This is a genomic window from Actinosynnema sp. NPDC023587 (assembly GCF_040640215.1).
GTDB lineage: Bacteria > Actinomycetota > Actinomycetes > Mycobacteriales > Pseudonocardiaceae > Actinosynnema.
This window is the reverse complement of the sequence record NZ_JBFABG010000004.1, coordinates 671,023-695,397: the sequence shown is the minus strand read 5'-3', so window position 1 is coordinate 695,397 and position 24,375 is coordinate 671,023. Positions and strand designations below refer to the sequence as shown.

The 24,375-nt window shown below is 70.3% G+C and carries 28 protein-coding genes and 2 pseudogenes; 21 read left to right on the top strand and 9 right to left on the bottom strand.

What is annotated here, in order from left to right:
- Positions 1 to 301 precede the first annotated feature (301 nt).
- The 10 genes from AB0G01_RS15600 (at position 302) to atpD (ending at position 9,641) form a co-directional block, all read left to right on the top strand.
- On the top strand, positions 302 to 952 hold the full coding sequence (locus AB0G01_RS15600; protein ID WP_360945154.1) for an L-threonylcarbamoyladenylate synthase: 651 nt from the start codon (positions 302 to 304) through the stop codon (positions 950 to 952).
- Between the two features lie 70 nt (positions 953 to 1,022).
- The gene (locus tag AB0G01_RS15595) at positions 1,023 to 2,201 is read left to right on the top strand and encodes an MraY family glycosyltransferase (protein WP_360945151.1); all 1,179 of its coding nucleotides are present in this window, start codon (positions 1,023 to 1,025) and stop codon (positions 2,199 to 2,201) included.
- A gap of 289 nt (positions 2,202 to 2,490) precedes the next feature.
- Positions 2,491 to 2,928, top strand: coding sequence for a hypothetical protein (locus AB0G01_RS15590; protein WP_360945148.1), 438 nt, complete (start codon positions 2,491 to 2,493; stop codon positions 2,926 to 2,928).
- 149 nt (positions 2,929 to 3,077) lie between these two features.
- On the top strand, positions 3,078 to 3,857 hold the full coding sequence (gene atpB, locus AB0G01_RS15585) for a F0F1 ATP synthase subunit A (protein WP_360945145.1): 780 nt from the start codon (positions 3,078 to 3,080) through the stop codon (positions 3,855 to 3,857).
- 61 nt (positions 3,858 to 3,918) lie between these two features.
- Positions 3,919 to 4,173, top strand: a complete 255-nt coding sequence (locus AB0G01_RS15580; RefSeq protein ID WP_360945142.1) for an ATP F0F1 synthase subunit C — start codon at positions 3,919 to 3,921, stop codon at positions 4,171 to 4,173.
- Positions 4,174 to 4,205: 32 nt separating this feature from the next.
- Entirely contained in the window at positions 4,206 to 4,748 is a 543-nt protein-coding gene (locus tag AB0G01_RS15575) for a F0F1 ATP synthase subunit B (RefSeq protein WP_360945139.1), read from the top strand.
- 10 nt (positions 4,749 to 4,758) lie between these two features.
- Positions 4,759 to 5,586: a F0F1 ATP synthase subunit delta gene (locus tag AB0G01_RS15570; RefSeq protein WP_360945136.1), complete on the top strand. Its 828-nt coding sequence runs from the start codon at positions 4,759 to 4,761 to the stop codon at positions 5,584 to 5,586.
- Positions 5,587 to 5,646: 60 nt separating this feature from the next.
- Complete coding sequence (gene atpA / locus AB0G01_RS15565) at positions 5,647 to 7,293, top strand: F0F1 ATP synthase subunit alpha (RefSeq protein WP_360945133.1); 1,647 nt, start codon at positions 5,647 to 5,649, stop codon at positions 7,291 to 7,293.
- A gap of 7 nt (positions 7,294 to 7,300) precedes the next feature.
- Positions 7,301 to 8,212, top strand: a complete 912-nt coding sequence (locus AB0G01_RS15560) for a F0F1 ATP synthase subunit gamma (RefSeq protein WP_360945130.1) — start codon at positions 7,301 to 7,303, stop codon at positions 8,210 to 8,212.
- The gene (gene atpD, locus AB0G01_RS15555; protein ID WP_360945127.1) at positions 8,205 to 9,641 is read left to right on the top strand and encodes a F0F1 ATP synthase subunit beta; all 1,437 of its coding nucleotides are present in this window, start codon (positions 8,205 to 8,207) and stop codon (positions 9,639 to 9,641) included. The genes AB0G01_RS15560 and atpD overlap by 8 nt, the downstream gene beginning before the upstream one ends.
- Positions 9,642 to 9,724: 83 nt before the next feature.
- On the opposite strand, the gene AB0G01_RS15550 is transcribed toward atpD, so the two are convergent.
- Positions 9,725 to 10,489 (bottom strand): IclR family transcriptional regulator, encoded by a 765-nt coding sequence (locus AB0G01_RS15550; RefSeq protein WP_360945124.1) that lies wholly within the window; start codon positions 10,487 to 10,489, stop codon positions 9,725 to 9,727.
- A 281-nt stretch (positions 10,490 to 10,770) separates the two neighbouring features.
- Between AB0G01_RS15550 and AB0G01_RS15545 the strand changes: the two are divergent.
- From AB0G01_RS15545 to AB0G01_RS15535, 3 genes and pseudogenes are all read left to right on the top strand, one after another.
- Positions 10,771 to 10,992, top strand: a pseudogene (locus tag AB0G01_RS15545) (hypothetical protein); the annotation flags it as partial.
- Positions 10,993 to 11,030: 38 nt separating this feature from the next.
- Positions 11,031 to 11,396: a F0F1 ATP synthase subunit epsilon gene (locus AB0G01_RS15540; protein WP_360945121.1), complete on the top strand. Its 366-nt coding sequence runs from the start codon at positions 11,031 to 11,033 to the stop codon at positions 11,394 to 11,396.
- Between the two features lie 22 nt (positions 11,397 to 11,418).
- Positions 11,419 to 11,853, top strand: coding sequence for a DUF2550 domain-containing protein (locus AB0G01_RS15535; protein ID WP_360945119.1), 435 nt, complete (start codon positions 11,419 to 11,421; stop codon positions 11,851 to 11,853).
- A 265-nt stretch (positions 11,854 to 12,118) separates the two neighbouring features.
- Here AB0G01_RS15535 and AB0G01_RS15530 read toward each other — a convergent pair whose 3' ends face one another.
- Entirely contained in the window at positions 12,119 to 12,691 is a 573-nt protein-coding gene (locus AB0G01_RS15530) for a cob(I)yrinic acid a,c-diamide adenosyltransferase (protein ID WP_360945116.1), read from the bottom strand.
- 87 nt (positions 12,692 to 12,778) lie between these two features.
- On the opposite strand from AB0G01_RS15530, the gene murA reads away from it, so the two are divergent.
- Entirely contained in the window at positions 12,779 to 14,068 is a 1,290-nt protein-coding gene (murA, locus tag AB0G01_RS15525) for a UDP-N-acetylglucosamine 1-carboxyvinyltransferase (protein ID WP_360945113.1), read from the top strand.
- Between the two features lie 169 nt (positions 14,069 to 14,237).
- Here murA and AB0G01_RS15520 read toward each other — a convergent pair whose 3' ends face one another.
- Entirely contained in the window at positions 14,238 to 14,819 is a 582-nt protein-coding gene (locus AB0G01_RS15520) for a DinB family protein (protein ID WP_360945110.1), read from the bottom strand.
- A 39-nt stretch (positions 14,820 to 14,858) separates the two neighbouring features.
- Positions 14,859 to 15,155 carry a hypothetical protein gene (locus tag AB0G01_RS15515; RefSeq protein ID WP_360945107.1) on the bottom strand — a complete coding sequence of 99 codons (297 nt, stop codon included), beginning with the start codon at positions 15,153 to 15,155 and terminating at the stop codon, positions 14,859 to 14,861.
- 92 nt (positions 15,156 to 15,247) lie between these two features.
- Here AB0G01_RS15515 and AB0G01_RS15510 point away from each other — a divergent pair.
- Positions 15,248 to 16,495 (top strand): annotated as a pseudogene (locus tag AB0G01_RS15510) (methylmalonyl-CoA mutase family protein).
- On the opposite strand, the gene AB0G01_RS15505 reads toward AB0G01_RS15510, so the two are convergent.
- The gene (locus tag AB0G01_RS15505; protein WP_360945104.1) at positions 16,492 to 17,034 is read right to left on the bottom strand and encodes a cysteine hydrolase family protein; all 543 of its coding nucleotides are present in this window, start codon (positions 17,032 to 17,034) and stop codon (positions 16,492 to 16,494) included. The pseudogene AB0G01_RS15510 and the gene AB0G01_RS15505 overlap by 4 nt on opposite strands.
- Before the next feature lie 71 nt (positions 17,035 to 17,105).
- On the opposite strand from AB0G01_RS15505, the gene AB0G01_RS15500 reads away from it, so the two are divergent.
- A complete protein-coding gene (locus tag AB0G01_RS15500; RefSeq protein WP_360945101.1) occupies positions 17,106 to 18,056 on the top strand; it encodes a helix-turn-helix domain-containing protein in 951 nt (316 codons plus the stop codon).
- On the opposite strand, the gene AB0G01_RS15495 is transcribed toward AB0G01_RS15500, so the two are convergent.
- Positions 18,043 to 18,867, bottom strand: a complete 825-nt coding sequence (locus tag AB0G01_RS15495) for a hypothetical protein (protein ID WP_360945098.1) — start codon at positions 18,865 to 18,867, stop codon at positions 18,043 to 18,045. The two genes, AB0G01_RS15500 and AB0G01_RS15495, sit on opposite strands and share 14 nt — an antisense overlap.
- Before the next feature lie 56 nt (positions 18,868 to 18,923).
- Between AB0G01_RS15495 and AB0G01_RS15490 the strand changes: the two genes are divergently transcribed.
- Positions 18,924 to 19,697, top strand: a complete 774-nt coding sequence (locus AB0G01_RS15490) for an enoyl-CoA hydratase-related protein (RefSeq protein WP_360945095.1) — start codon at positions 18,924 to 18,926, stop codon at positions 19,695 to 19,697.
- A gap of 83 nt (positions 19,698 to 19,780) precedes the next feature.
- On the opposite strand, the gene AB0G01_RS15485 is transcribed toward AB0G01_RS15490, so the two are convergent.
- From AB0G01_RS15485 to AB0G01_RS15475, 3 genes are read right to left on the bottom strand one after another with little or no spacing between them, the layout of a single operon-like run.
- Positions 19,781 to 19,915 carry a hypothetical protein gene (locus AB0G01_RS15485; RefSeq protein ID WP_360945092.1) on the bottom strand — a complete coding sequence of 45 codons (135 nt, stop codon included), beginning with the start codon at positions 19,913 to 19,915 and terminating at the stop codon, positions 19,781 to 19,783.
- Entirely contained in the window at positions 19,912 to 20,454 is a 543-nt protein-coding gene (locus AB0G01_RS15480; protein ID WP_360945089.1) for an NUDIX hydrolase, read from the bottom strand. The genes AB0G01_RS15485 and AB0G01_RS15480 overlap by 4 nt, the downstream gene beginning before the upstream one ends.
- Entirely contained in the window at positions 20,451 to 21,836 is a 1,386-nt protein-coding gene (locus tag AB0G01_RS15475; RefSeq protein ID WP_360945086.1) for an amino acid permease, read from the bottom strand. Before AB0G01_RS15475 ends, AB0G01_RS15480 begins: the two co-directional genes overlap by 4 nt.
- A 56-nt stretch (positions 21,837 to 21,892) precedes the next feature.
- On the opposite strand from AB0G01_RS15475, the gene nucS reads away from it, so the two are divergent.
- The 4 genes from nucS (at position 21,893) to AB0G01_RS15455 (ending at position 24,276) form a co-directional block, all read left to right on the top strand.
- Positions 21,893 to 22,552, top strand: a complete 660-nt coding sequence (gene nucS / locus AB0G01_RS15470) for an endonuclease NucS (RefSeq protein WP_360945083.1) — start codon at positions 21,893 to 21,895, stop codon at positions 22,550 to 22,552.
- Between the two features lie 98 nt (positions 22,553 to 22,650).
- Positions 22,651 to 22,887 carry a hypothetical protein gene (locus AB0G01_RS15465; protein WP_360945080.1) on the top strand — a complete coding sequence of 79 codons (237 nt, stop codon included), beginning with the start codon at positions 22,651 to 22,653 and terminating at the stop codon, positions 22,885 to 22,887.
- Positions 22,884 to 23,426, top strand: coding sequence for a DUF6879 family protein (locus AB0G01_RS15460; RefSeq protein WP_360945301.1), 543 nt, complete (start codon positions 22,884 to 22,886; stop codon positions 23,424 to 23,426). The genes AB0G01_RS15465 and AB0G01_RS15460 overlap by 4 nt, the downstream gene beginning before the upstream one ends.
- Positions 23,356 to 24,276 carry a helix-turn-helix transcriptional regulator gene (locus AB0G01_RS15455; protein WP_360945077.1) on the top strand — a complete coding sequence of 307 codons (921 nt, stop codon included), beginning with the start codon at positions 23,356 to 23,358 and terminating at the stop codon, positions 24,274 to 24,276. Before AB0G01_RS15460 ends, AB0G01_RS15455 begins: the two co-directional genes overlap by 71 nt.
- Positions 24,277 to 24,375: the final 99 nt, after the last annotated feature.

The window sequence follows — 24,375 nt, the reverse complement described above, 5'->3', positions numbered from 1 at the left end:
GCACCGCCGAGGCCGTCGCCCTCCGCACCACCCGAACCCCGGCTGCGCGCCGAGCACCGCCGAGGCCGTCGCCCTCCGCACCACCCGAACCCCGGCTGCGCGCCGAGCACCGCCGAGGCCGTCGCCCTCCGCACCACCCGAACCCCGGAGATCCGGGGAAGGTGATCTGGAGGTCGCACCTGCCCCGATCGCGAGAACACAGGGTGGTTTGACCTCCATTCGGACTACCGGGGGACGGGACCGGTCGATCTGTTGTGACCTCCGCCGCTCCCCGGCGGGCGGTTGTGCCAGGATCAACGGCGTGAGCACGCTCTACGACTGCGCCGTCCCCGCCGACCGGACCGCCGGTCTCGCCGCCGCCGCCGGCGCGGTGCGGTCCGGGCGCTTGGTGGTCCTGCCCACCGACACCGTCTACGGGATCGGCTGCGACGCGTTCGACGCGAAGGCCGTCCGCTACCTGCTCGAAGCCAAGGGCCGAGGCCCGGACATGCCGGTGCCCGTGCTGGTCGGCTCGTGGACCACGATCGACGGCCTCGTGCTGTCGGTGCCCCGGCAGGCCCGCGCGCTGATCGAGGCGTTCTGGCCGGGTGGCCTGTCGCTGGTCCTCCAGCACGCGCCGTCGCTGGCCTGGGACCTCGGGCACACGCGCGGCACGGTGATGATGCGGATGCCGCTGCACCCGGTCGCCCTGGAACTGCTGCGCGACGTCGGCCCGATGGCCGTGTCCAGCGCGAACAAATCCGGTTTCCCGCCCGCCGGCACCGCCCAGGAGGCGTGGGACCAGCTCGGCGAGGACGTCGGCGTCTACCTCGACGGCGGGCCGTGCACGGACAACGTCGCGTCCACCATCGTGGACCTGACCGGGCCCGAGCCGCTCGTGCTGCGGGAGGGCGCGGTGCCGCTCGCGGACGTGCGCGAGGTGCTCGGTGTCGAAGTCGAGGTCGCCGGCTAGTGGATCTTCCTGATCGGAGTAGCGTGGTGCCCGCAGTGTCCGAAACCCCATCGTTGAGGGGCTAGCACCAGTGGGCCCGTTGCCCGACACCTCTTCCGTCCTCCCGGTCCGGGAGTACCTGCTCGTCGCGCTGACCGCCGCCGTGGTCACGTTCCTGTTGGTCGGCCTGGTCCGGGCGCTCGCGTTCCGGGTCGGCGCGGTCGCGTACCCGCGCCAACGGGACGTGCACGTCAAGCCCATGCCGCGGATGGGCGGGCTCGCCATGTACGGCGGCGTCCTCGGCGGGATGCTGCTCGCCCACCAGCTCCCCGTGCTGCGCGCCGCGTTCGACTTCTCCTACGACCCGTGGGCGGTCATGGTGGGCGGCGGCGTCATCGTCCTGGTCGGCGTCCTGGACGACCGCTTCGAGCTGGACTCGCTGACGAAACTCGCCGGCCAGGTCACCTCGGCGGGCATCCTCGTCCTGTTCGGGCTCCAGTGGCTGGTGTTCTGGATTCCTTGGGGGCCGGGCGATGGGCAGGGCTCGCTGCTCGTGCTCGACCAGAACCAGGGCGCGCTGCTCACCGTGCTGCTCGCCGTGACGATGGTCAACGCGATGAACTTCGTGGACGGCCTGGACGGCCTGGCCGCCGGCATCGGCCTGATCGCCGCCGTGGCCACCTGCGCGTTCTGCATCGGGGTGCTGGCCAAGAACGGCGGGGACGTCGGCTCCTACCCGCCCGCGCTGATCGCCGCCACGCTGGCCGGCGCGTGCCTGGGCTTCCTGCCGCACAACTTCAACCCGGCCCGCATCTTCATGGGCGACTCCGGGTCCATGCTGATCGGCCTGATGCTCGCCGCCGCCGTGACCTCGGCGTCCGGCAAGCTCAACTACCGGTCCATCGACGGCTCCGGCCAGTCCATCGAGACCGTCGACATGCTCGGTCTGCTGTCCCCGCTGCTGCTGGTCGCGGCCGTGCTGTTCGTGCCGATGCTGGACCTGCTGATGGCCGTGGTCCGCCGCACCCGGCGCGGCGAGAGCCCGTTCTCCGCCGACAAGATGCACCTGCACCACCGGCTGCTGGAGATCGGTCACTCGCAGCGCCGCGCGGTGCTGCTGATCTACTTGTGGGCCGGGGTGCTGGCCTTCGGCACGGTGTCGTTGACGCTGTTCGACGCGACCGTCGTCGGGTGGTGCCTGGCCGCCGGCCTGCTGATCGCGCTGCTGGTCTCGGTCGTGCCCCGGCTGCGCGAGCTGCGCCGGGCCTGAGCCGCCCCGGGACCGGACCACGCCGGGCCTGGTCGGCATCGGACGGAGTCGAAGTGACTCCGGGTGGCGGTCGCCGCACCGCCGTCCGTCCGGGCCGACACCACCGGAAGGCGGAACCCGAACCGCGCCGGACGCGAGCAGGCAGTCACGCTCGGTGATCTGAACGGCGGCGATCACACCGTCGAGTGGCGGTCTCGGCTCGGGCGTAGTAAGGCTTTCCGCACCCCGAGCGCGAGGTGTCACCCGAGCCCCACTTACACTCTGTGGCGACCAGTGGGGAAGAGGTGACATGAGCCAGGAGTGGACTCACGAGAAAGTCGTCCAGCGGCTCGCGGGCGAGATGTTCCGCGGCCTCATCTGGGCGGCCCTCGCGACCGTGGCCGTCGGAGCGGTGGTCTGGACCGTGCTGGCCGGCGTCCCCGGTCTGGTCGCGGCGCTCATCGGCGGCGCGCTCGCCATCGCGTGCTCGCTGCTGACGCTCTGGCTGATGCACCGCACGGCGGCCCTGCCCGTGCAGTTCATCATGATGGCCGCGCTGGGCGGGTTCCTGGGTAAGCTCATCCTGCTCGTGATCGCGATGATCGTCCTGCGCAAGTTCCCCGTGCTGCACACGAACGCGCTCGCGCTGACCATGGCCGCGACGATCGTGGTGGCCACCTTCATGGAGGCGCGGGCGTCCAAGCGCAGCCGGAGCCAGGTCGTCATCCCCTCCTCGGAGAGCGTCTGACCGGCAGCCCGGACGTCGCTTGCGAACCGTGGATCGTCCCAGGTGGGGTGCCTCTCACGGGCGCGCGCAGTACGTAAGGTACGTTTGTCCCGATCGTGACGATTCCCCCGGCGGAGTGAACGCCGGCCGGGAGAACCGGAAGGAACACAGTGACCACGATGGTGCTGGCTGCGGGTGACGAGTTCGTCGCACCCGGCGTGAAGGACTTCTTCCCCCCGGCGATCTTCGGCGACGTCACGAAGCCCATGGTGCTGGTCGTGCTGTCGATCTTGATCATCGGCACGTTCTTCCTGGTGGCCTCGCGCGGCCTGAAGCTCATCCCGGGCAAGTTCCAGTTCATCGCCGAGTCGGTCTACGACGTGGGCCGCAACTCGATCGCGCGTGAGCAGATCGGCAGCAAGGACTTCAAGCCGTTCGTGCCCCTCCTGCTCACGGTGTTCACGTTCGTCCTGGTGAACAACTTGTTCGGCATCATTCCGTTCATCCAGTTCCCGACGATGGCGCACATCGGTTTCCCGCTCGCCGTCTCGGTACTGGTCATCTACCCGGTATACCACTTCGTCGGGATCAAGCGGCACGGGTTCCTCGGGTACCTCAAGCACCAGACCGTCCCGTCGGGCGCGCCGTGGTTCGTGCTGATCCTGCTGACGCCGATCGAGTTCTTCCAGAAGTTCTTCCTGAACCCGCTCACGCTGGCGATCCGAGTGTTCGCGGCCATGTTCGCGGGTCACCTCCTGCTGATGGTGTTCACCCTCGCCGGCGAATTTCTGCTGCTCAACGGGGGCATCACCGTCGTGGTGGCACCGATCGCCTTCGCGTTCGCCATCGCGCTGACCTTCCTCGAAGCGCTGATCATGGTGCTTCAGGCATACATCTTCGCCCTGCTCTCCGCCAACTACATCGGCGCGGCGCTGGCCGAGGAACACTGAAGAATAACGAGCCTCCGATCCGCGAGTGTTCGCGGACCGAGTTGGAAAGGGAACAGCACAAGTGAGCGCTATCGTTCTTGCCCAGGAAGCCGCAGCACCCGGTATGACCGACGCCGGTCTCGCCGCCATCGGTTACGGCCTCGCGGCCATCGGCCCCGCCCTGGGCGTCGGCATGATCTTCTCCTCGGTGATCAACGGCACCGCCCGTCAGCCCGAGGCCCGCGGCGTCCTGCTCAGCCTGGCCTGGACCACGTTCGCGCTGGTCGAGGTGCTCGCTCTGCTCGGCTTCGTCGTCTTCTTCCTCGCCACCGGCTGAGAATTCATCCATCGCGTTAGGAGACGGTTGCGATGAACTCTCTGAACCTGGCTGCGGAAGAGCTGAACCCGGTTCTTCCGCACAAAGCCGAGATCGTCATCGGCCTGATCGCGTTCCTGCTGCTGTACTTCGTCATCAAGAAGTTCGTGACACCGCGCTTCGAAACGTTGTACGCGGAACGCACCGCCAAGATCGAGGGCGGGATCGAGAAGGCCGAGCAGGCGCAGGCGGAAGCCCAGCGCACGCTGGAGCAGTACAAGGCACAGCTCGCCGAGGCGCGGGCCGAAGCCGCTCGCATTCGTGACGACGCCCGCATCGAGGGCGAGCAGATCATCAGCGAGCTGCGGGCCAAGGCGCAGGAGGAGTCCTCGCGGATCGTCGCGCAGGGCCAGACCCAGCTGGAGACCCAGCGCGCGCAGATCGTCGCGGAACTGCGCGGCGAACTCGGCAAGCTCGCCATCGACCTGGCCGACCGGGTCGTGGGCGAGTCGCTGGAGGACGAGGTGCGCCGTCGGGGCACCGTCGACCGCTTCCTCTCCGAGCTGGACAACACGTCGGCTCCGGCCGCCAAGTGAGGGAACGCCGATGACGCTGCACGCCGCCAGTCGCGACGCGCTGGCCGCCGCTGAACTGCGGCTGCTGGAGATCGTCGACGGGGCCGAGGACAGCGCCGCCCCGGGCAAGCTGGGTGCGGAGCTGTTCGCGGTCGTCGGCCTGCTGTCCGAGCAGCCCTCGCTGCGCCGGGCACTGGCCGAGTCGTCGTCCGACCCCGCGAGCCGGGAGCAGCTCCTCCGGGGCCTGTTCGCCGGCAAGGTCTCCGACGACACCCTCCAGGTGCTGGTCACGGTCGTCACCGCCCGGTGGTCCAAGCCGCGTGAGCTGGTCGACGGCGTCGAGTCGCTGGCCCGCACCACGCTGCTGGTGCGGGCCGAGCGGGACGGCAAGCTCGACACCGTCGAAGACGAGCTGTTCCGACTCGGGCGGATCATCGCCGGCAACCACCCGCTGGAGCTGGCGCTGACCGACCCCGCGGCCGACGTCGAGGGCAAGGTCTCGCTGATCGACGGCCTCGTCGCGGGCAAGGTGGACGTGACGACCAAGGTCCTGGTCGACCAACTGGTGCGGGAACCCCGTGGCCAGGGCGTCGTGGCCGGCCTGTCCGACCTGGCGTCGCTCGCGGCCAAGCGCCGCGAGCGCTCGGTCGCCTACGTCCGCTCCGCGGTCGAGCTGGACGCGGCGCAGCTGGACCGTCTGGAGACCACGCTGACCCGGATCTACTCCAGGCCGGTCGCGCTGCACGTGGAGGTCGATCCCACGCTGCGCGGTGGTCTGCTGATCAAGATCGGCGATGAAGTCATCGACGGAAGCGTTGCCGGTCGGCTGGCGGCACTGCGCCGCGACCTCGCCGGCTGACCAACCGGAACCGCGGCCCACAAGCCCCTTTCCTTATAACGAAGTGAGAGCAGGAACGACATGGCGGAGCTGACGATCTCGTCGGACGAGATCCGCAGTGCGATCGAGAAGTACGTCTCGACCTACTCCCCGGAAGTCAGCCGGGAAGAGGTCGGCGTCGTCGCGGAGACCTACGACGGCATCGCCATCGTCGAAGGTCTGCCCGGCACCATGACCAACGAGCTGCTGGAGTTCCCCGGCGGCGTGCTCGGCGTGGCCCTGAACCTGGAAGTGCGCGAGATCGGCGCGGTCATCCTGGGTGACTTCGACAAGATCGAAGAGGGCCAGGAGGTCAAGCGGACCGGCCAGGTGCTCTCCGTGCCGGTCGGTGACGGCTTCCTCGGCCGCGTGGTGAACCCCCTCGGCCAGCCGATCGACGGCCTCGGCGACGTCGTGGCCGACGACAACCGCGCCCTGGAGCTCCAGGCGGCCTCCGTCCTCCAGCGCCAGCCGGTGGGCGAGCCGATGCAGACCGGCATCAAGGCCATCGACTCGATGACCCCCATCGGTCGCGGCCAGCGCCAGTTGATCATCGGCGACCGCAAGACCGGCAAGACCGCGGTCTGCATCGACACGATCATCAACCAGAAGAAGGCCTGGGAGTCGGGCGACCCGCAGCAGCAGGTCCGCTGCGTGTACGTCGCCATCGGCCAGAAGGGCTCCACCATCGCGGGCGTCAAGACCGCGCTGGAGGAGGCGGGCGCGCTGGAGTACACCACCATCGTCGCCGCCCCGGCGTCCGACTCGGCCGGCTTCAAGTGGCTCGCCCCGTACACCGGCTCGGCCATCGGCCAGCACTGGATGTACCAGGGCAAGCACGTCCTGATCATCTTCGACGACCTGACCAAGCAGGCCGAGGCGTACCGCGCCATCTCGCTGCTGCTGCGCCGTCCGCCGGGCCGCGAGGCCTACCCGGGCGACGTCTTCTACTTGCACTCGCGCCTGCTGGAGCGCTGCGCGAAGCTGTCGGACGAGATGGGTGCCGGCTCGATGACCGGTCTCCCGATCATCGAGACCAAGGCGAACGACGTGTCGGCGTACATCCCGACCAACGTCATCTCGATCACCGACGGCCAGTGCTTCCTGGAGTCGGACCTGTTCAACGCCGGTGTGCGGCCGGCCGTCAACGTGGGCATCTCGGTGTCCCGCGTCGGTGGTGCCGCGCAGACCAAGGCGATGAAGACGGTCGCGGGCTCGCTGCGCCTCGACCTGTCCCAGTTCCGCGAGCTGGAGGCGTTCTCCGCCTTCGCCTCGGACCTGGACGCCGCCTCGCGGGCCCAGCTCGACCGGGGCGCGCGACTCGTCGAGCTGCTCAAGCAGGCCCAGTACTCGCCGGTGCCGATGGAGGAGCAGGTCGTCTCCATCTACCTCGGCACCAAGGGCCACTACGACTCCATCCCGGTCGCCGACGTGCGTCGGTTCGAGGCTGACTTCCTCGACCACGTGCGGCGCGGCCACGACGTGATCCTGTCGAGCATCCGCGAGTCCAAGAAGTTGTCGGAAGACACCGAAAAGGGCATCGTGGACGCTGTCAACGCGTTCAAGCAGCAGTTCACCGCTTCGAACGGTGCCACGATCGTCAACGAGGCACCGGCGGACGCGATGGACGCCGACAAGGTCGGACACGAGTCGGTCAAGGTCAACCGACCCGCTCCGACCGAGAAGTGACGTAGGCATGGCGGCACAGATTCGCGAGCTGCGCCAACGGATCCGAACGGTCAACTCGACCAAGAAGATCACCAAGGCGTACGAGCTCATCGCCACGTCGCGGCTCGCCAAGGCTCAGGCCCGGGTCGCGGCGTCGAAGCCGTACGCCGACGAGATCACCGGTGTGCTGTCCGCCCTGGCGAGCGCGTCGACCAACCTCGACCACCCGCTGCTGACCCAGCGCAAGGCCCCGAAGCGGGCCGGCGTGCTGGTCGTCACCAGCGACAAGGGCATGTGCGGCGGCTACAACGCCAACGTGCTCAAGGCGGCCGAGGAGCTGCTGTCGCTGCTCCGGTCGGAGGGCAAGGAGCCGGTGCTCTACGTCATCGGCCGCAAGGGCGCGAGCTACTACCGCTTCCGCCGCCGGGACGTCGCCGGCGAGTGGAACGGGTTCTCGCAGCTCCCGCACTACGTCAACGCCGCGGAAGCGGGTGACACGCTGGTCCCGGCCTTCCTCGAAGGCACCGAGAACGGCGGCCAGGGTGTCGACGAGCTCCACGTCGTCTACACCGAGTTCAAGTCGATGCTGAGCCAGCAGCCGACCGCGAAGCGCATCGCCCCGATGGAGATCGAGTACGACCAGACCAGGTCGAAGCTCCAGCCGGTCTACTCGTTCGAGCCGGACGCCGAGACGCTGCTGGGCGCGTTGCTGCCCAAGTACGTCAAGACCCGGCTGTTCTCGGCTCTGCTGGACGCGGCGGCTTCGGAGTCGGCGGCCCGGCGGACCGCGATGAAGGCGGCGACGGACAACGCCACCGAGCTGGTCCGCAACCTCAGCCGTCAGGCGAACTCGGCACGCCAGGCCCAGATCACCCAGGAGATCAGCGAGATCGTCGGTGGCGCTTCCGCGCTGACCGGGGGCGCAGGAAGTGATGAGTGACATGAGTGCTACTGCCACCACCACCCGCACCGGCCGTGTGGTCCGGGTGATCGGTGCCGTCGTCGACGTGGAGTTCCCGCGTGGCTCGGTGCCCGAACTGTTCAACGCCCTGCACGTCGAGATCACCTACGAAGCGGTGGCCAAGACGCTGACCCTGGAGGTCGCCCAGCACCTGGGCGACAACCTGGTCCGCACCATCTCGATGCAGCCGACCGACGGCCTGGTCCGCGGCGCGACCGTGTCCGACACGGGTTTCGCCATCCGGGTGCCGGTGGGCGACGTCGTCAAGGGCCACGTGTTCAACGCGCTGGGCGAGTGCCTGGACGTCCCCGGTCTCGGCCGCGACGGCGAGCAGTGGGGCATCCACCGCAAGGCACCGGCCTTCGACCAGCTCGAAGGCAAGACCGAGATCCTGGAAACGGGCATCAAGGTCATCGACCTGCTCACCCCGTACGTCAAGGGCGGCAAGATCGGCCTGTTCGGCGGCGCGGGCGTGGGCAAGACGGTGCTCATCCAGGAGATGATCACCCGTATCGCCCGCGAGTTCTCCGGCACGTCGGTGTTCGCCGGCGTCGGCGAGCGCACCCGTGAGGGCACCGACCTCCTCCTGGAGATGGAGGAGATGGGCGTTCTCGCGGACACCGCGCTCGTCTTCGGCCAGATGGACGAGCCGCCCGGCACGCGCATGCGCGTCGCGCTGTCCGCCCTGACGATGGCGGAGTACTTCCGCGACGTCCAGGGTCAGGACGTGCTGCTGTTCATCGACAACATCTTCCGGTTCACCCAGGCCGGTTCCGAGGTCTCGACCCTGCTGGGCCGGATGCCGTCGGCCGTGGGCTACCAGCCGACGCTGGCCGACGAGATGGGCGAGCTCCAGGAGCGCATCACGTCGACCCGCGGCAAGTCGATCACGTCGCTCCAGGCCATCTACGTGCCCGCGGACGACTACACCGACCCCGCCCCGGCGACCACCTTCGCCCACCTGGACGCGACGACGGAGCTCTCCCGTCCGATCTCCCAGAAGGGCATCTACCCGGCGGTGGACCCGCTGTCCTCGTCGTCCCGGATCCTGGAGCCCTCCATCGTGGGCGAGGAGCACTACCGGGTCGCGCAGGAGGTGAAGCGGATCCTCCAGAAGTACAAGGAGCTCCAGGACATCATCGCCATCCTCGGCATGGACGAGCTCTCCGAGGAGGACAAGGTCCTCGTCGGTCGCGCCCGTCGCCTGGAGCGCTTCCTGGGCCAGAACTTCCTCGTCGCCGAGAAGTTCACCGGTCAGAAGGGCTCGTTCGTCCCGATCAAGGACACCATCGAGGCGTTCGACCGGGTCTGCAAGGGCGAGTTCGACCACTTCCCCGAGCAGGCGTTCTTCTCCTGCGGCGGGCTCGACGACGTCGAGGCCAACGCCAAGAAGCTGGCCGGCAAGTAAGTCGCCGGCTCTGTCGCGGAAGCCCGTCCGACCTTCGTGGTCGGGCGGGCTTTTGCGTTGGGCGGACGGGAGGGTGGCCGGGGTCAGGGCTTCGGGGTCGGGGGTCCGGTGCGCCAGCCCAGGGAGCGGGAGATGGCCCGGCCACAGGCGCGCACGGCGGGCAGCACGGTGTCGGTGCGGGTCTCCAGCGGGACGACCACGGAGACGGCCGCCACGACGTCCCCGTCCGGCCCGCGCACCGGGGCCGCGACCGAGTAGGTGATCGGCTCGATCTGGCGGTCGGAGATCGCGTAGCCGTCGCGGCGGACCGAGGCCAAGGTCTCGCGCAGCGCGGTCGAGGTGCCGATGGTGTGCGGGGTGAACCGCTTGAGCGGGGTGTGCACCGCGCGCTCCTGGACGTCGTGGGGGGCGTGCGCGAGCAGGACCAGGCCCACGCCGGTCGCGTGCAGCGGCATCCGGGAGCCCATCCTGGTCAGCACGCTCACCGCGTCCTTGGCGGCCAGGCGCTCCACGTAGACGACCTCCAGGTCGTCCCTGATGGCCAGTTGCACGTTGTGGTGGGTCACCTCGAAGAGGTCTTCCAGGTAGGGCAGCGCGCGGTCCCTGAGGTCCAGCGCGCCGGGGGAGAGCACGCCCAGCTCCCACAACCGCAGGCCGATGGTGAAGCGGCCGTCCGCGTCGCGTTCGAGCGCCCGCCACGCCACCAGTTCCCGGACCAGGCGGTGCGTGGTGCTCAGCGGGAGGCCGGAGTGGCGGCTCAGCTCGGAGAGCGTGGCCGACGGGCGGTCCGCGGTGAACACCGCGAGCAGCGTGAACGCCCGGCCGAGAATGGATCTGGGGACTGGCACCGGCCCAGTCTCCCAGGCGTGATCTCCCCTGCCGGTGTCCCGCTGACCGGAAATCACCCGCCCGTGATGCCTGTGCCGGACGTCACCCGTCTGCTTGGGCCTGGTCGGTCCACTCGGCATCGTGTCGATGGTGCTGTTGCGGGACAAGGGAAGTGGCTCGATTCGGGGAGCGCGGGCGTCCACAGTGGCAGGGTCGGACCGGTGTCCGATGTCCGCACGTGTCCGGAACCGGCTGCGGCGCTGCCTGGTGCGGCCCGGTGCGGCTGGTGAAGCCTGGTGTGGCCGGGATTCGCCGGATCGGTGCGATCTGTGGTCCACTTCCGGGTGGGGTCACGCTCACTGCGGGTATCGCTCGACCGCGGGGTTTCTCCGCGTTCGCCAAGCTCGCCGCGATCGGCGCGGTGATCGGGACGACCGTTGGAGCGACCGCCAGGCGGGTGGTACCCCGGGCCGAACTCGGCTGGGGGTGGCTGGGGCGGCGCGTGCTTCAGGCGACCGTTTAGACTGCACAGGACTCCACCGTGAGACAAGGGAGATGCGCGTGGCCGAGATGACCGTCCAGCTCGTCGCGGTGGAACGCCGCCTGTGGTCCGGATCGGCCACCTCGGTGGTCGCGCAGACGACCGAGGGCGAGATCGGCATCCTGCCCGGCCACGAGCCCGTGCTGGGCCGGCTGGTCGAGGGCGGTGTGGTCCGGATTCGCACGGCGGACAACGAACTGGTGACCGCGGCCGTGCACGGCGGGTTCCTGTCCGTGACCGGTGAAGGCGTGAGCATCCTCGCCGAGGCCGCCGAACTGGCCGACGAGATCGACGTGGCCGAGGCGCGGTCGGCGTTGCAGGACGCGGACGAGGTGGAGCGCGCCAGGGCCCTCGCGCGGCTTCGCGCCGCAGGACAGCCTGCCTGACGCGGACGAGCGGACAATCGCCGTGGGGATCGCCGAAGTCGTCGGGGTGGTCCTGTTCGTCGCGGTAGTGCTCCTCGCGTACTTCGCGTGGCGCAGAATCCGCCTGCTTCGTGCCGGAGGGGTGCACGTCGCCCTGCGGTCGAGGCTCGACGTGAGCGGTCGGGGGTGGCACCTCGGCGTCGGGCACTACCGAGGGGACACCTTCGTGTGGTCGCGGGTGCTGAGCTTGCGCACCGGACCGGACCGCGTGATCGACCGGGACGGCTTCGAGATCGACGACCGGCGCGAGCCGACGGCGTCGGAGACGTACGCGATGCCCACCGGAGCGGTGGTGCTGCGGTGCAGCGGGGCCAAGGGCGAGTCCGTCGAGATCGCCATGGGCCCGGACGCGTTGACCGGTTTCCTGTCCTGGCTGGAGTCCGCGCCCCCGGGCCGTTCCATCCCCTGGGCTTCTTGATCCCGAACTCGGTCAGAGCCCTTCTGACCTGGGATTTTGTTTGCGGCGCGGGAGAAGTCCGCGCGCGTGCTTTTTGAAGATCAAGAGATGAAAAGCGTCCTCGCCGGGCGGGCGGGCCACCAAGGACGACGCTTGGGTGGTTGTCGTGCGGTGGTGTGGTGGGTGCCGCGCCGTCCCCGTACGGCCCGGCGCGCGGACCGTGCGGGGACGACACGACGCGATGCGTGGTGAAAAGTGCGTTTCACGCACTGCGGCTGTGGTGCTGTCAGGCGTTGCCGCCCGGCTGCCAGAGGACGTCGCCGTCCGGGTTGGCGACCCTGGCGAGGATGAACAGCAGGTCGGACAAGCGGTTGAGGTACTTCGCCGGGAGCGTGTTCGTCTTCTCGGGCTCGGCTTCCAGCAGGGCCCAGGTGCTGCGCTCGGCCCTCCGGGCGATCGTGCGGGCCTGGTGGAGCAGGGCCGCGCCCGGGGTTCCGCCGTTGAGGATGAACGAGTCCAGCTTGCCGACCCTGGTGTTGTACTCGTCACACCAGCCCTCCAAGCGGTCCACGTAGGGCTGGGTGATCCGCAGCGGTGGGTGCTCGGGGTCCGGGGTGACCGGGGTGCAGAGGTCCGCGCCGACGTCGAACAGGTCGTTCTGGACCTTGCGGACGACCTCGTGGACGTCGTCCGCGAGGGCTCCGAGGGCCAGGGCTACGCCCAACGCCGCATTGGTCTCGTCCACTTCCGCGTACGCGGTGATCCGGGGGGACGTTTTCGGGACGCGGGTGAAGTCGCCGAGGCCGGTGGTGCCGTCGTCGCCTACCCGGGTGTAGATCCTGGTGAGGTGAACCGCCATACCGAGCACTGTAGGGGGCTCCGGGCTCTGGCTTGATCCAGTGCGTCCGTAGGATTGCCTTCGGTACCGACTTGAGGAGTTTCCTTGGTGAGCGAGCACTTCCGGGTTCAGGGCGGTGCGCGACTGGTCGGCGAGGTCGAGGTCGTCGGCGCGAAGAACAGCGTGTTGAAGCTGATGGCCGCCGCGCTGCTGGCCGAAGGCACGACCACCATCACCAACTGCCCGGAGATCCTGGACGTGCCGCTGATGGCGGACGTCCTGCGGAGCCTGGGCTGTGAGGTGACGCTCGACGGTCACGTGGCCACCATCACCACGCCCGCCGAGCTCAACTACCGCGCCGATTCCGAGGCGATGGGCAAGCTGCGCGCCTCGGTGTGCGTGCTGGGGCCGCTGGTGGGCCGGTGCAAGCGCGCCGTGGTGGCGTTGCCCGGCGGTGACGCGATCGGCTCCCGGCCGCTCGACATGCACCAGAACGGGCTGCGCAAGCTCGGTGCGCACAGCGAGATCGAGCACGGGTGCGTCGTCGCCGAGGCCGAGGGGCTGCACGGCGCGCAGATCTGGCTGGACTTCCCCAGCGTGGGAGCCACCGAGAACATCCTGATGGCCGCCGTGCTGGCGAAGGGCACCACGGTCATCGACAACGCCGCGCGCGAGCCCGAGATCGTGGACATCTGCGTGATGCTCCAGGAGATGGGCGCGAAGATCGAAGGCGCGGGGACGTCGACGCTCACGGTGCACGGCGTGGAGTCGTTGCGCCCCACCGAGCACCGCGTGATCGGGGACCGGATCGTCGGTGCCACGTGGGCGTTCGCCGCCACCATGACGCGGGGTGACATCACCGTGCGCGGCGTGAACCCGCACCACCTGGACCTGGTGCTGGAGAAGCTGCGCATGGCGGGAGCCCAGGTCACCACGTTCGACGGTGCGGGCAGCGACCACGACGGCGCGCTCGGCCAGGGGTTCCGCGTGGTGCAGGACGGGCGACCGCAGTCGGTGGACTTCGTGACGTTGCCCTACCCGGGGTTCGCCACCGACCTCCAGCCGTTCGCCATCGCGTTGTCCAGCGTGTCCGAGGGCACGTCGATGATCACCGAGAACCTGTTCGAGGCGCGGTTCCGGTTCATCGAGGAGATGGTGCGGATGAGCGCGGACGCGCGGACCGACGGCCACCACGCGGTGGTGCGCGGGGTGGAGCGGCTGTCCAGCGCGCCGGTGTGGGCGTCGGACATCCGGGCCGGAGCCGGCCTGGTCCTGGCCGGTCTGTGCGCGGACGGCGCGACCGAGGTGTACGAGATCTTCCACATCGAGCGGGGATACCCCGGCTTCGTGGAGAACCTGCGCAAGCTCGGCGCAACGGTCGACCGCATCGCGCCCTGAGGTCGGATCGCGCCCTGAGGTCGGATCGCGCGCGCCGTGTGAGGCGTGGTGGGCGATCCGCCCGACCTGGCCTCGCGGCGGCTGGGTGACTGGCTGCGGGGCTTGGTGCGCGCGTGGCGCTGCGGCGGCGATGGGCCGTCGTTATTCGGTTGTGGGTTGTGGGTTGTGGTCAGGCACCTCCGAATGATCGGGCGGTGCGGTCCAGGCGGGCGTGGTGGTGCTGCCACCACTGGCGGTCGCCTTCCGCCATGTTGTCGACTTCCGGGCGGTGGCCCACCTCGCCGTCCACCAGTTCCCGGACGATGTCCGCGTGGCCCGCGTGGCGGTGGGTCTCCGCGATCAGGTGGATCAGGACGAGGCCCAGGGTCACCTTGCGGCGGGCTTCCGGCCACCACGGCACGTCGCCCTCGGCGTCCAGGTCCAGGGCGGCGACCGTGGTGTCCGAGTGGGCCCGCACGCGCTGGTAGAGGGCGATGATGTCGTCTCTCGACTCGTCGGCCGTGGCCCACATGTCCGCGTTCGGCTCCGCGTCGTCCGCCAGGGCCGGGACGTCCTCCGGGTACGGGCGGCCGAAGGTGCTGCCCAGGTAGCCGCTCTCGACCACGGCCAGGTGCTTGACCAGCCCGAGCAGGTTGGTGCCGGTGGGGGTGAGCGGGCGGCGGATGTCGTACTCGGACAGGCCGTCGAGTTTCCACACGACGGCCCTGCGGGCCTGTTCCAGGTAGTGGTGCAGGTCGGATTTCGTCCCCATGGACCAAGTGTGGCAGGGGGGTACGACAGTCTCCGGGCCTCAGCGGAGCAGGAGTTTCGCGTTCGCCGCGTCGGCCGGGAAGACCAGCAGGCGGTGCAGGTCGCCACGGGTGGCGACGGTGGTTTTGATGCCCGCTTCACGCAGGCGTGCCGCCAGCACCCGCGCGGCCTCGGGGGTGGGTACGACGGCCACTTCGCTCAGCAGGCCGAAGTCTTCTCCGGTGTGATCGGGCACGGCCCGCCGGTCGTCGCCGAACGCCCAGCGCAGCAGGAGCGCCAGGGCGGCCAGGACCACGACCAGGAGTGCGATCTGGATGAGCGCGGACACGGCGTCCATGCTCCTCCAACACCGATTCAGTGAGCAACGGCACGCCGGGCGCTGGGTTACTCGTCAGTACGCTGCGGGGAACGGCATCGTGGGAGGTTGCCGTGCCGTACCCGGCCGACCGCGAGCGCGACCGCCCGTGGGTGATGCGCACCTACGCGGGACACTCCAGCGCCGCCGCCTCGAACGAGCTCTGCCGCCGCAACGTCGCCAAGGGCCAGACCGGCCTCTCCGTGGCGTTCGACCTGCCCACCCAGACCGGCTACGACCCCGACGACGAGCTGTCCCGGGGAGGTCGGCGTGCCGATCAGCCACCTCGGCGACGTGCGCCGGCTGTTCGCGTTCTACGTCACCGTCGCCGAGGAGCCGGGCGCGGACCGGGCCGCGCTGGTCGGCACAACGCGGGGGGTGCGGTTCGTCGAGGAGATGTGCAAGATGCGGGCGTTCGTCCGGCTCTGGGACGAGATCACCCGCGACCGGTACGGCATCGAGAACCCCGGGCACCGGCGCTTCCGGTACGGCGTGCAGGTCAACTCGCTGGGGTCGACCGAGCGCAGCCGGAGAACAACGTGCAGCGGATCGTGCTGGAGGTGCTCGCGGTGTCGCTGTCGCGGGACACGCGTGCGCGGGCCGTCCGGCTACCGGCGTGGAACGAAGCCCTCGGCCTGCCACGGCCGTGGGACCAGCAGTGGGCGTTGCGGATGCAGCAGGTGCCGGCCTACGAGACGGACCTGTTGGAGTACGACGACCTGTTCGAGGGCTCGGAGGTCGTGGCGGCCAAGGTCGAGGAGATCGTGGTGGGCGCGCGGGCCGAGATCGACCGGGTGCAGGCGATGGGCGGGGCGGTCGAGACCATCGACCCGGTGGTCGAGCGGAACGCGGTCGAGGCGGACGCGCGGATCGCGCGGGTCCGGGAACGGGTCCGGGCCACCGGCGAGGAACTGGGCCGGCGGCTGCGCGTCCTGGTCGGCAAGCCGGGTCTGAACGGCCACCCGAACGGCGCGGAGCAGGTCGCCGTGCGGGCCCGCGACGTCGGGTTCGAGGTGGTGTACCAGGGCATCCGCCTCACGCCCGCGCAGATCGTCTCGGCGGCGGTGCAGGAGGACGTGCACGTGGTCGGGCTGTCCGTCCTGTCCGGCTCGCACCTGGAGGTCGTGCCCGCCGTGGTGGACGGGCTGCGCGCGGCCGGCGCGGGTGACGTGCCGGTCGTCGTCGGGGGCATCGTGCCGCCCGACGACGCCGAGGAGCTCCGGGCACGCGGCGTCGCCCGCGTGTTCACCCCCGAGGACTACGACCTGACCGGGATCGTGGACGAGATCGTGTCGGTGATCCGGGAAGCCAACGGGATCTAGCCGGCGCTCCCGGGGAAGTCCCGGAGGACGTCCTCCGTCGACACGACCTCGGCGAAACCGCCGCCGCGCAGGTTGGTCGCGGTGGCCTGGGCGAGCTGGTCGGCGGTGAGTTCCTCGATGCCGAAAGTGAAGGTGGCGTCCAGCACGACCTTCATCCGGTAGCCGAGGTTGCCGCCGACGCGGGCCGTGGTCTCCACGCACATGTTGGTCTGGATGCCGGCCAGCACGATGTCGGTGATGCCCCGGTTGGTCAGCCACGCGTGCAGGTCGATCTCACCGTGGAACGCCGAGTTCACCTTCTTGCCGAAGACCAGGTCCGGCACGGCCGCGTCGAGTTCGGGCTTGAACAGGTTGCCGTCCTGGCCGGGGCTCAGCGAGTAGCCGGGCGCGGAGTTGTGCCGCACCAGCACGAGGGGGCCGGTCCACGCGTCGACGAGGGCGGCGATGTTGGCCTCCGCGTCGGGGTTGTTGCGGGTGCCCCAGACCGGCTCGTCGAAGCCGCGCTGCACGTCGATGAGGATCAGTGCCGTGGTCGTCATGGTGTCCATCGTGGTGGGGACGGGGCGCGCGGGGGAGTGGCAGAACCGGCGCGAGCCGGTACATTCCTGCCATGTTCACGGTCGGCGTGCTGGTGTTGCCGGGCAGTCGGGTGTTCGACGTCTCGGTGGTCGGCGAGGTCTGGGCGGTGCACCGGGGCGACTCGGGCGTGCCGCTGTCGGAGGTGCGGCTGTGCGCGCCGGGCCGGGTGGCCACGCCGGTGCACCCGCTGGGCGTCGTGCCCGCCACCCACGGGCTGACCGGGCTGCGCGGGTGCGACCTGGTCGTCGTGCCGGGGCGGGTGGACCCGTTCGCGGAGGTGCCGCCGGCGGTGGTCCGCGCGCTGCGGGCGTTCGACGGCACCGTCGCGGCGCTGTGCTCCGGCGCGTTCACGCTGGCCGAGGCCGGGATGCTGGACGGGCGCTCGGCCACCACGCACTGGCGGCTGCTGGACGCGTTGGAGGACAGGGCACCCCGGGCGACCGTGCTGCGGGACGTGCTCTTCGCCGACGAGGGTGACGTGCTGACCTCCGCCGGCGTCGTGGGCGGGCTCGACCTGTGCCTGCACCTGGTGCGCCGGGTGCACGGCGCGGACGTGGCCGCCGCGCTGGCCCGCCGGCTGGTGATGCCGCCCACCCGGGAGGGCGGGCAGCGGCAGTACGTGGACCCGCCGCTGCCGCACCGGACCGGGCGCGGCGGGCTCTCGTCCACCGTGGACTGGGCGGTGGCCAGGTTGACCGAGCCGATCGGCGTCGCGGACCTCGCCGGGCACGCCGGGTTGAGCGAGCGGACGTTCCACCGGGTGTTCCTGGCCGCCACCGGCAGCACGCCGGGCCGGTGGTTGCAGACCCAGCGGGTGCTGCTGGCGCAGCGGTTGCTGGAGACCACGGACCTGACCGTGCACCGGGTCGCGGAGCGGTCCGGGCTGGGCACCGCCGCGAACCTGCGCCGACGGCTGCGCGCCGAACTCGGCGTCGCCCCCGACGCCTACCGCCGCACGTTCCGGGTGCCTACCGCTTCGTGACGGCGATGACGCCGCCGTGCTCGTCCAGGAGCAGCCGACCGCCCAGCGGCGCGGCCAGCGGCACCCGGTAGGGCTGGTTCGTCACGGCCAGCGTGCGGGCGCAGTCCCCGACGTGGCCGACCGTCCGCACGCCCACCGTGACGGTCCCGCCGGTCTCTTGGACCACGGGCTCGTTGCGGGCGGGGGCGTCGCCGGGGCACGGCGACGGCGCGGCCGGCATGGACACCGCCACCTCCTGGTCCGCCGCGCTCGCCTGCTCGACCGAGACCGCCGGGCGGACCTCGCCGGGCTTCCAGAACACGTCGGGCTCCACCGCCGGCCACGCCAGGACCGTGCCCGCCGAGGTGGTGAACCGCCACGCCGGCAACGTCCACGGCCCCCGGTCGGTGGGGAACTCGGCCGCGCCGAACTCGACGCCGACGAGCTTCGGCGCGGTGGCCGGTGGCGTCGTGGCCGGTGGCGCGGTGCCGGTCGGGTGGGACATCGTGCGGAGGGCGTCCGACGAGCCGATCAGCGCCAGGTCGACCCGTGCGCCGTCCGGGAGGTCGACGGGGGCCCGCGCGGGCGTGACCGGGTGCCGACCGGTGAAGTCGAGCGGACCCCGGAGCCCGTCGACCGTGTCCTCGCCGCGCAACCCGTCGACGACCTGGAGCAGGTCCCCGATGAGCACGACCGGCCTCGGCGAGAGGGTCGCCGGGAAGTCGGTCGGCGGTGGGGAGGTGCTGACGGCCGGCGCGGTCGGCACCCCGGCGTCGCCACCGGACGCACACCCGGCGAGCAGCACGGCCAGGACGAGCACTCGCGGTCTCATGCACCGAGGACGGAACGCGCCGGGTGTCCGGTTGCACGGCCGACTACGGTCGGGACATGGCCGAATACCAGCACATCCGCGTCGAACCGGCGGACGGGGTCGTGCGCGTCACGATGGACCGCGCCCGGAAGCGGAACTCGCTGTCAGCCGACCACCTGACCGAACTGCTGTCGGCGTTCCGCGCGATCGCGGCGACCGACGCGGCGGGGGTCGTCCTGGCCGGGGAGGGCCCGGTGTTCTCGGCGGGCCACGACTTCGCCGACGTCGCCGCCCGCGACCTGGAGGGCGTGCGCGACCTGCTGACCCTGTGCACGGACCTCATGCGCACCATCGAGTCCGTGCCCCAGGTCGTGATCGCGCGGGTGCACGGCCTGGCCACGGCGGCGGGCTGCCAGCTCGTCGCGTCCTGCGACCTCGCGGTGGCCTCCGAGGAGGCCGGATTCGCGCTGCCCGGCGGCAAGGCGGGCTGGTTCTGCCACACGCCGGCGGTGCCGGTGGCGCGGGCCGTCGGGCGCAAACGCCTGATGGAGCTCGCGCTGACCGGTGACGTGATCGACGCGCGCACCGCCGAGCAGTGGGGCCTGGTGAACAAGGTCGTGCCGGCCGCCGAGCTGGACGCGGCGGTGGCCGACCTGATGGGCCGGGTCACGCGCGGCAGCCGGGCCGGCAAGGCGTTGGGCAAGCAGACCCTCTACGCCCAGTTGGACCGGCCCGAGGCCGACGCGTACGCCATCGCCGTGGAGGTGATGGCCGCCGCGTCCCAGACGCCCGCCGCGCGGGAGGGCATGGCCGCGTTCCTGGAGAAGCGCCCGGCCGAGTGGACCGACTAGCGGCCCGGTGCGGCCTCAGACCCCCTTGTGGAACAGGGTGGTCGGCCGCAGCCCGCCGGTCGGGAGGGCCGCGCGGTCCGGGATCACGCCGACTCCGTCCAGCCCGCCGGCCGGTGCCGCGCCCCGGCCGGCGAGCCGGTCCCGGTGCCCAGCGCGAGCAGGCCCGCGCCCCGGTCCGCCGGCACGTCGGCGGACGGCGACTCCACGACGTCCCTCACGGCTGGGCGTTCTCGTGCAGCAGGAGCAGGGTGTACGCGGCGATCGACTGGGCGTCGGTGATCTCGCCCCGGGCCACCATCGCCTCGAACTCCGCGCGCGGGAACCACGCCGACCGCATGTCCTGTTCCTCGTGCTCCCGCTCGTGGAAGCCCTCGGTGAGGTGCGTCGCCAGGAACACCCGGCCGCGCTGGCTGGACATGCCCGGTGCGACGTCCAGCAGGCCCAGTTCGACCAGCCGGCCGGCGCGCAGGCCGGTTTCCTCGCGCAGCTCGCGCGCGGCGAGCGCCGCCGGCTCCTCGTCGGCGCGCTCCGGCGCGGTGCCCTGGGGGAACTCCCAGCGCCTCATGCCCAGCGGGTAGCGGTACTGCTCGACCAGCCGCAGCCGTTCCCCGTCCAGCGGGATGACCAGCGCGTAGTCGGGCTTGTCCACCACGCCGTAGATGCCGGTCGTGCCGTCGGCACGGCGGATCGGGTCCTCGCGGACCGTCATCCAGGGGTTCGCGTACACCTCACGCGATCCGAGGGTTTCCACGTTCATTCTCCCTGTGCCGGCGCTTGTCGGGCCAACGTCGAGTGCCGTCGCCCGTAGGCGAAGTACACCACCAAGCCCACCACGGTCCAGATCCCGAACGCCAACCACGTCGCGGGCGCGAGTCCGGCGACCAGGAGGGCGCACAGGCCGAGCCCGAGCAGCGGGACCACCGGCACCCACGGCGTGCGGAACCCGCGCGGCAGGTCCGGCCGGGTGCGCCGCAGCACGATCACACCCACGTTGACCAGACCGAACGCCACCAGCGTGCCGATGCTCGTGGCCTCCGCGAGCTGTCCCAGCGGCACCAGCGCGGCCAGGACCGCGACCACCACGCCGACGATCACCGTGTTCGAGGTCGGCACCCGGCGCGCGCCGACCCGGGAGAACACCTTCGGCACCAGGCCGTCCCGGGACATCGCCACCAGCACCCGGGTCTGTCCGTAGAGGACGGTCAGCACCACCGAGGCGATCGCGACCACCGCGCCCGCCGACAGGACCGCGACCGGCCAGACCTCGTCGGTGAGCTGCCCCAGCGCGGTGGCCAGCGACGCGTCCGAGCCGGTCAGCGCGTCCACCCCGGCCGCGCCCACGGCGGTCAGCGCGACCACCACGTACACGACGGTCACGATCGCCAGCGAGATCATGATCGCGCGCGGCAGGTCCCGCTGCGGGTTCCTGGCCTCCTCGCCCGCCGTGGACGCCGCGTCGAACCCGATGAACGAGAAGAACACCAGCGACGCGGCCCCGGTGATGCCCGCGACCCCGGCGGGCGCGAACGGCTCCAGGTTGCGCGCCTGGAACCCGACCACCGCCACCACCACGAAGAACAGCAGCACCAGCACCTTCAGCACGGTGGTCACGGTGGTGACCGCCGCGCTCTCCCTCACCCCGCCGAGCAGCACGGCCGTCGCCAGCAGCACCACGACGGCGGCGGGCAGGTCGACCACCCCGCCGGTGATCGCCTCCGGCAGCCGGACGCCCAGCGCGGCCTCCAGGAACGCGTCGAGGTACCCGCTCCACCCGGTCGCCACGGCGGCGACGGACACGCCGTACTCCAGCAGCAGGCACCACCCGCACACCCACGCGACCAGCTCGCCGAGCGTCGCGTAGGTGTAGGAGTAGGCCGACCCGGAGACCGGCACCGCGCCCGCGAGCTCGGCGTAGGACAGCGCGGAGAACAGCGCGGCCAGCCCGGCGACCGCGAACGACACCGCCACCGCGGGTCCGGCGACGGGGGCGGCCTCGCCGAGCACCACGAAGATGCCCGTGCCGAGCGTCGCACCGACCGAGAGCGCGATCAGCGGCACCAGGCCGAGCGTGCGGCGCAGGGCGGTGTGCCCGCCGTCGCCGGTGAGCTGGTCGACGGGCTTGGTGCGCAGGAGTGACACGGCGCTCGACGGTACCTGCCGGTGGCACCCCGCTCGCACCCCGTAGCCTGTCGGCCGTGCGCCTCGTCATCGCTCGCTGTCAGGTCGACTACGTCGGACGCCTCACGGCCCATCTCCCGATGGCCCAGCGCCTGCTGCTGATCAAGGCGGACGGCTCGGTGTCCATCCACTCGGACGACCGGGCGTTCAAGCCGCTGAACTGGATGAGCCCGCCGTGCTGGCTCATCGAGGACCCGGACCTGTGGGTCGTGCAGAACAAGGCGGGCGAGAAGCTGGTCATCACGCTGGCCGAGGTGCTGCACGACTCGAAGCACGAGCTCGGCCCCGAGCCCGGCCTGGTGAAGGACGGCGTCGAGGCGGACCTCCAGAAGCTGCTGGCCGAGCACGTGACCACGCTCGGCGACGGCTGGACCCTGGTGCGCCGCGAGTTCCCGACCCCGATCGGCCCGGTCGACCTGATGTGCCGGGACGCGACCGGCGGTTCGGTGGCGGTGGAGATCAAGCGCCGGGGCGAGATCGACGGCGTGGAGCAGCTCACCCGCTACCTGGAGCTGCTGAACCGGGACCCGCTGCTCGCGCCGGTGCGGGGCGTGTTCGCGGCCCAGCAGATCAAGCCCCAGGCCCGGACGCTGGCCGAGGACCGTGGAATCCGGTGCGTGGTCCTGGACTACGACGTGCTGCGCGGCATCGAATCCGACGAGTTCCGGCTGTTCTGACCGGCTAGCCCAATCGGTCCACCTGTCCTTGACCGTACTCAAGCCACTGCCGGACCATGGCCGCGAACGCTTCTCGAAGTTTCTAGCGAGGAGGCAGGATGCGCGCCCGGTTCCTCGGCAAAGACCCGGACTCCCAGGTGGACAACTCGCCGACGCTGTTCGCCACCGACCGCACCGACCGCGTGACCTACATCGCGCAGGGGTGGAAGGTCACCGACCCGCGAGCGTTGGCCGACATCGGCCCGGTGCCGGACCACGAGACCTTGATCGAAATTCCGGAAGACGTGCTCAAGATGTACGCCCGTCGCTACCTGGAGCAGGAGGGGGAGCGCTGACCGAGCTCATCCCACCCGGCCCGCGGATTCGCCGGCTCTTCCACGACTTCAAGCACACTGCCTACCGGCTTGAAGCCCGCGACCAGTACGACGCGAGCTATGAGAACGAATCGCTCGCGAAGTTCCTCGCTGGCGAGTCGGATGACCTGCCGTGGATGCAGAGCTGGCTCGACATGCTGCGTGAGGCGACGGCTGAAGGTCGACGCTTCGCGCGTGTGCGCCTGGTGACGCTGCCGCTGACGGACTACAGCCGCTTCGGCGTCTGGTGCGCGCAGTTCACCAACGGTGCAGGAGAAGACATCCGTTATCTGGTGCGGGACAAGGCCGAAGCTCTCGGCTTGCCGAACCACGACTACTGGTTGTTCGACTCCCGCAAGCTGGTACGGATGCACTTCGACGACAACAACGCTTTTCTTGGTGGCGAGGTCGTCGAGGATGCCGCCGAGGTCGTGCAGCACAACTACTGGCGTGACGCTGCCTGGCATCACGCCGTTCGACGGGACGACTTTGTCACCGACCAGCAGCTCCGGGGCGTCTAACGTCCACGAAGCCAGAAACGCCCTGGGCAAGCGACTCCGTGAGCTTCGCCGGCAAGCCGACCTGAGCGGCAGGCAGCTCGCGGAGTCGTTGTCATGGCCGGCCTCCAAGGTCAGCAAGTTGGAGAACGGCCGCCAGACTCCAACCGATGACGACATCAGAGGGTGGACGGGGGCAACCGGTAGCGAGCACGAGACAGAATCGCTGCTCGCTTCGCTGCACACGCTGGAAGTCCAACACGCCGAGTGGCAGCGCATCCTGCGTACCGGCTTGAAGCCGAGGCAGCAAGCGCACATCGAGTGGGACCAGAAGACGCGGCTCTTCCGGGCGTTCGAGGCGACGGTAATCCCTGGGCTCTTGCAAACCTCGGAGTACGCCCGTGCCCGGTTCGCTGAAGGCATCCGTCGCCTGAATTTGCCCAACGACATCAACGAAGCCGTGCAGGCGCGGATGATGCGCCAGGAAATCCTGTACCGGCCGGACAAGCGATTCCACTTCGTTCTGACGGAAGCAGCGCTGCGGTTCCGGCTGTGCGCGCCGGGGATCATGCTCGGCCAACTTGACCGCTTGATCTCGTTCTCCCAACTGCCCAACGTGCGGCTTGGCATCATTGGCTTTGAAACCCGGTACGCCACTTCGCCGTGGCACGGCTTCTGGATGTACGACACCGAGCGTGTGCTCGTCGAGACTTTCTCGGCAGCTCTCGACCTGCGCCAACCGCAAGAGATCGAGCTGTACGGCAACGCCTTCGAGCAGCTTGCCGCCGTCGCCGGCTACGGCCGGTCGGCCCGGACGATCATCAACCGGGTGATCGAGGACTTCGCGCCAGAGGCACCGGAGGATGGCGGCTGATTTCTGGCCGCCGCACACCTTCGGGGGATTGTCAGAAATACCGAGAAATTTTCTGTTCCGGCTCTAATTTACTCCTTACTCTCCAGTCGAGGGGCGGCA

What these genes read in the sequence shown, in the direction of transcription:
- AB0G01_RS15590 (WP_360945148.1), top strand. Translation starts at nt 2,491, where the DNA reads ATGAGCCAGGAGTGGACTCACGAGAAAGTCGTCCAGCGGCTCGCGGGC.
- AB0G01_RS15575 (WP_360945139.1), top strand. Translation starts at nt 4,206, where the DNA reads ATGAACTCTCTGAACCTGGCTGCGGAAGAGCTGAACCCGGTTCTTCCG.
- AB0G01_RS15570 (WP_360945136.1), top strand. Translation starts at nt 4,759, where the DNA reads ATGACGCTGCACGCCGCCAGTCGCGACGCGCTGGCCGCCGCTGAACTG.
- atpA (WP_360945133.1), top strand. Translation starts at nt 5,647, where the DNA reads ATGGCGGAGCTGACGATCTCGTCGGACGAGATCCGCAGTGCGATCGAG.
- AB0G01_RS15560 (WP_360945130.1), top strand. Translation starts at nt 7,301, where the DNA reads ATGGCGGCACAGATTCGCGAGCTGCGCCAACGGATCCGAACGGTCAAC.
- atpD (WP_360945127.1), top strand. Translation starts at nt 8,205, where the DNA reads ATGAGTGACATGAGTGCTACTGCCACCACCACCCGCACCGGCCGTGTG.
- AB0G01_RS15530 (WP_360945116.1), bottom strand. Translation starts at nt 12,691, where the DNA reads ATGGCGGTTCACCTCACCAGGATCTACACCCGGGTAGGCGACGACGGC.
- AB0G01_RS15520 (WP_360945110.1), bottom strand. Translation starts at nt 14,819, where the DNA reads ATGGGGACGAAATCCGACCTGCACCACTACCTGGAACAGGCCCGCAGG.
- AB0G01_RS15515 (WP_360945107.1), bottom strand. Translation starts at nt 15,155, where the DNA reads ATGGACGCCGTGTCCGCGCTCATCCAGATCGCACTCCTGGTCGTGGTC.
- AB0G01_RS15505 (WP_360945104.1), bottom strand. Translation starts at nt 17,034, where the DNA reads ATGACGACCACGGCACTGATCCTCATCGACGTGCAGCGCGGCTTCGAC.
- AB0G01_RS15500 (WP_360945101.1), top strand. Translation starts at nt 17,106, where the DNA reads ATGTTCACGGTCGGCGTGCTGGTGTTGCCGGGCAGTCGGGTGTTCGAC.
- AB0G01_RS15495 (WP_360945098.1), bottom strand. Translation starts at nt 18,867, where the DNA reads ATGAGACCGCGAGTGCTCGTCCTGGCCGTGCTGCTCGCCGGGTGTGCG.
- AB0G01_RS15490 (WP_360945095.1), top strand. Translation starts at nt 18,924, where the DNA reads ATGGCCGAATACCAGCACATCCGCGTCGAACCGGCGGACGGGGTCGTG.
- AB0G01_RS15480 (WP_360945089.1), bottom strand. Translation starts at nt 20,454, where the DNA reads ATGAACGTGGAAACCCTCGGATCGCGTGAGGTGTACGCGAACCCCTGG.
- AB0G01_RS15465 (WP_360945080.1), top strand. Translation starts at nt 22,651, where the DNA reads ATGCGCGCCCGGTTCCTCGGCAAAGACCCGGACTCCCAGGTGGACAAC.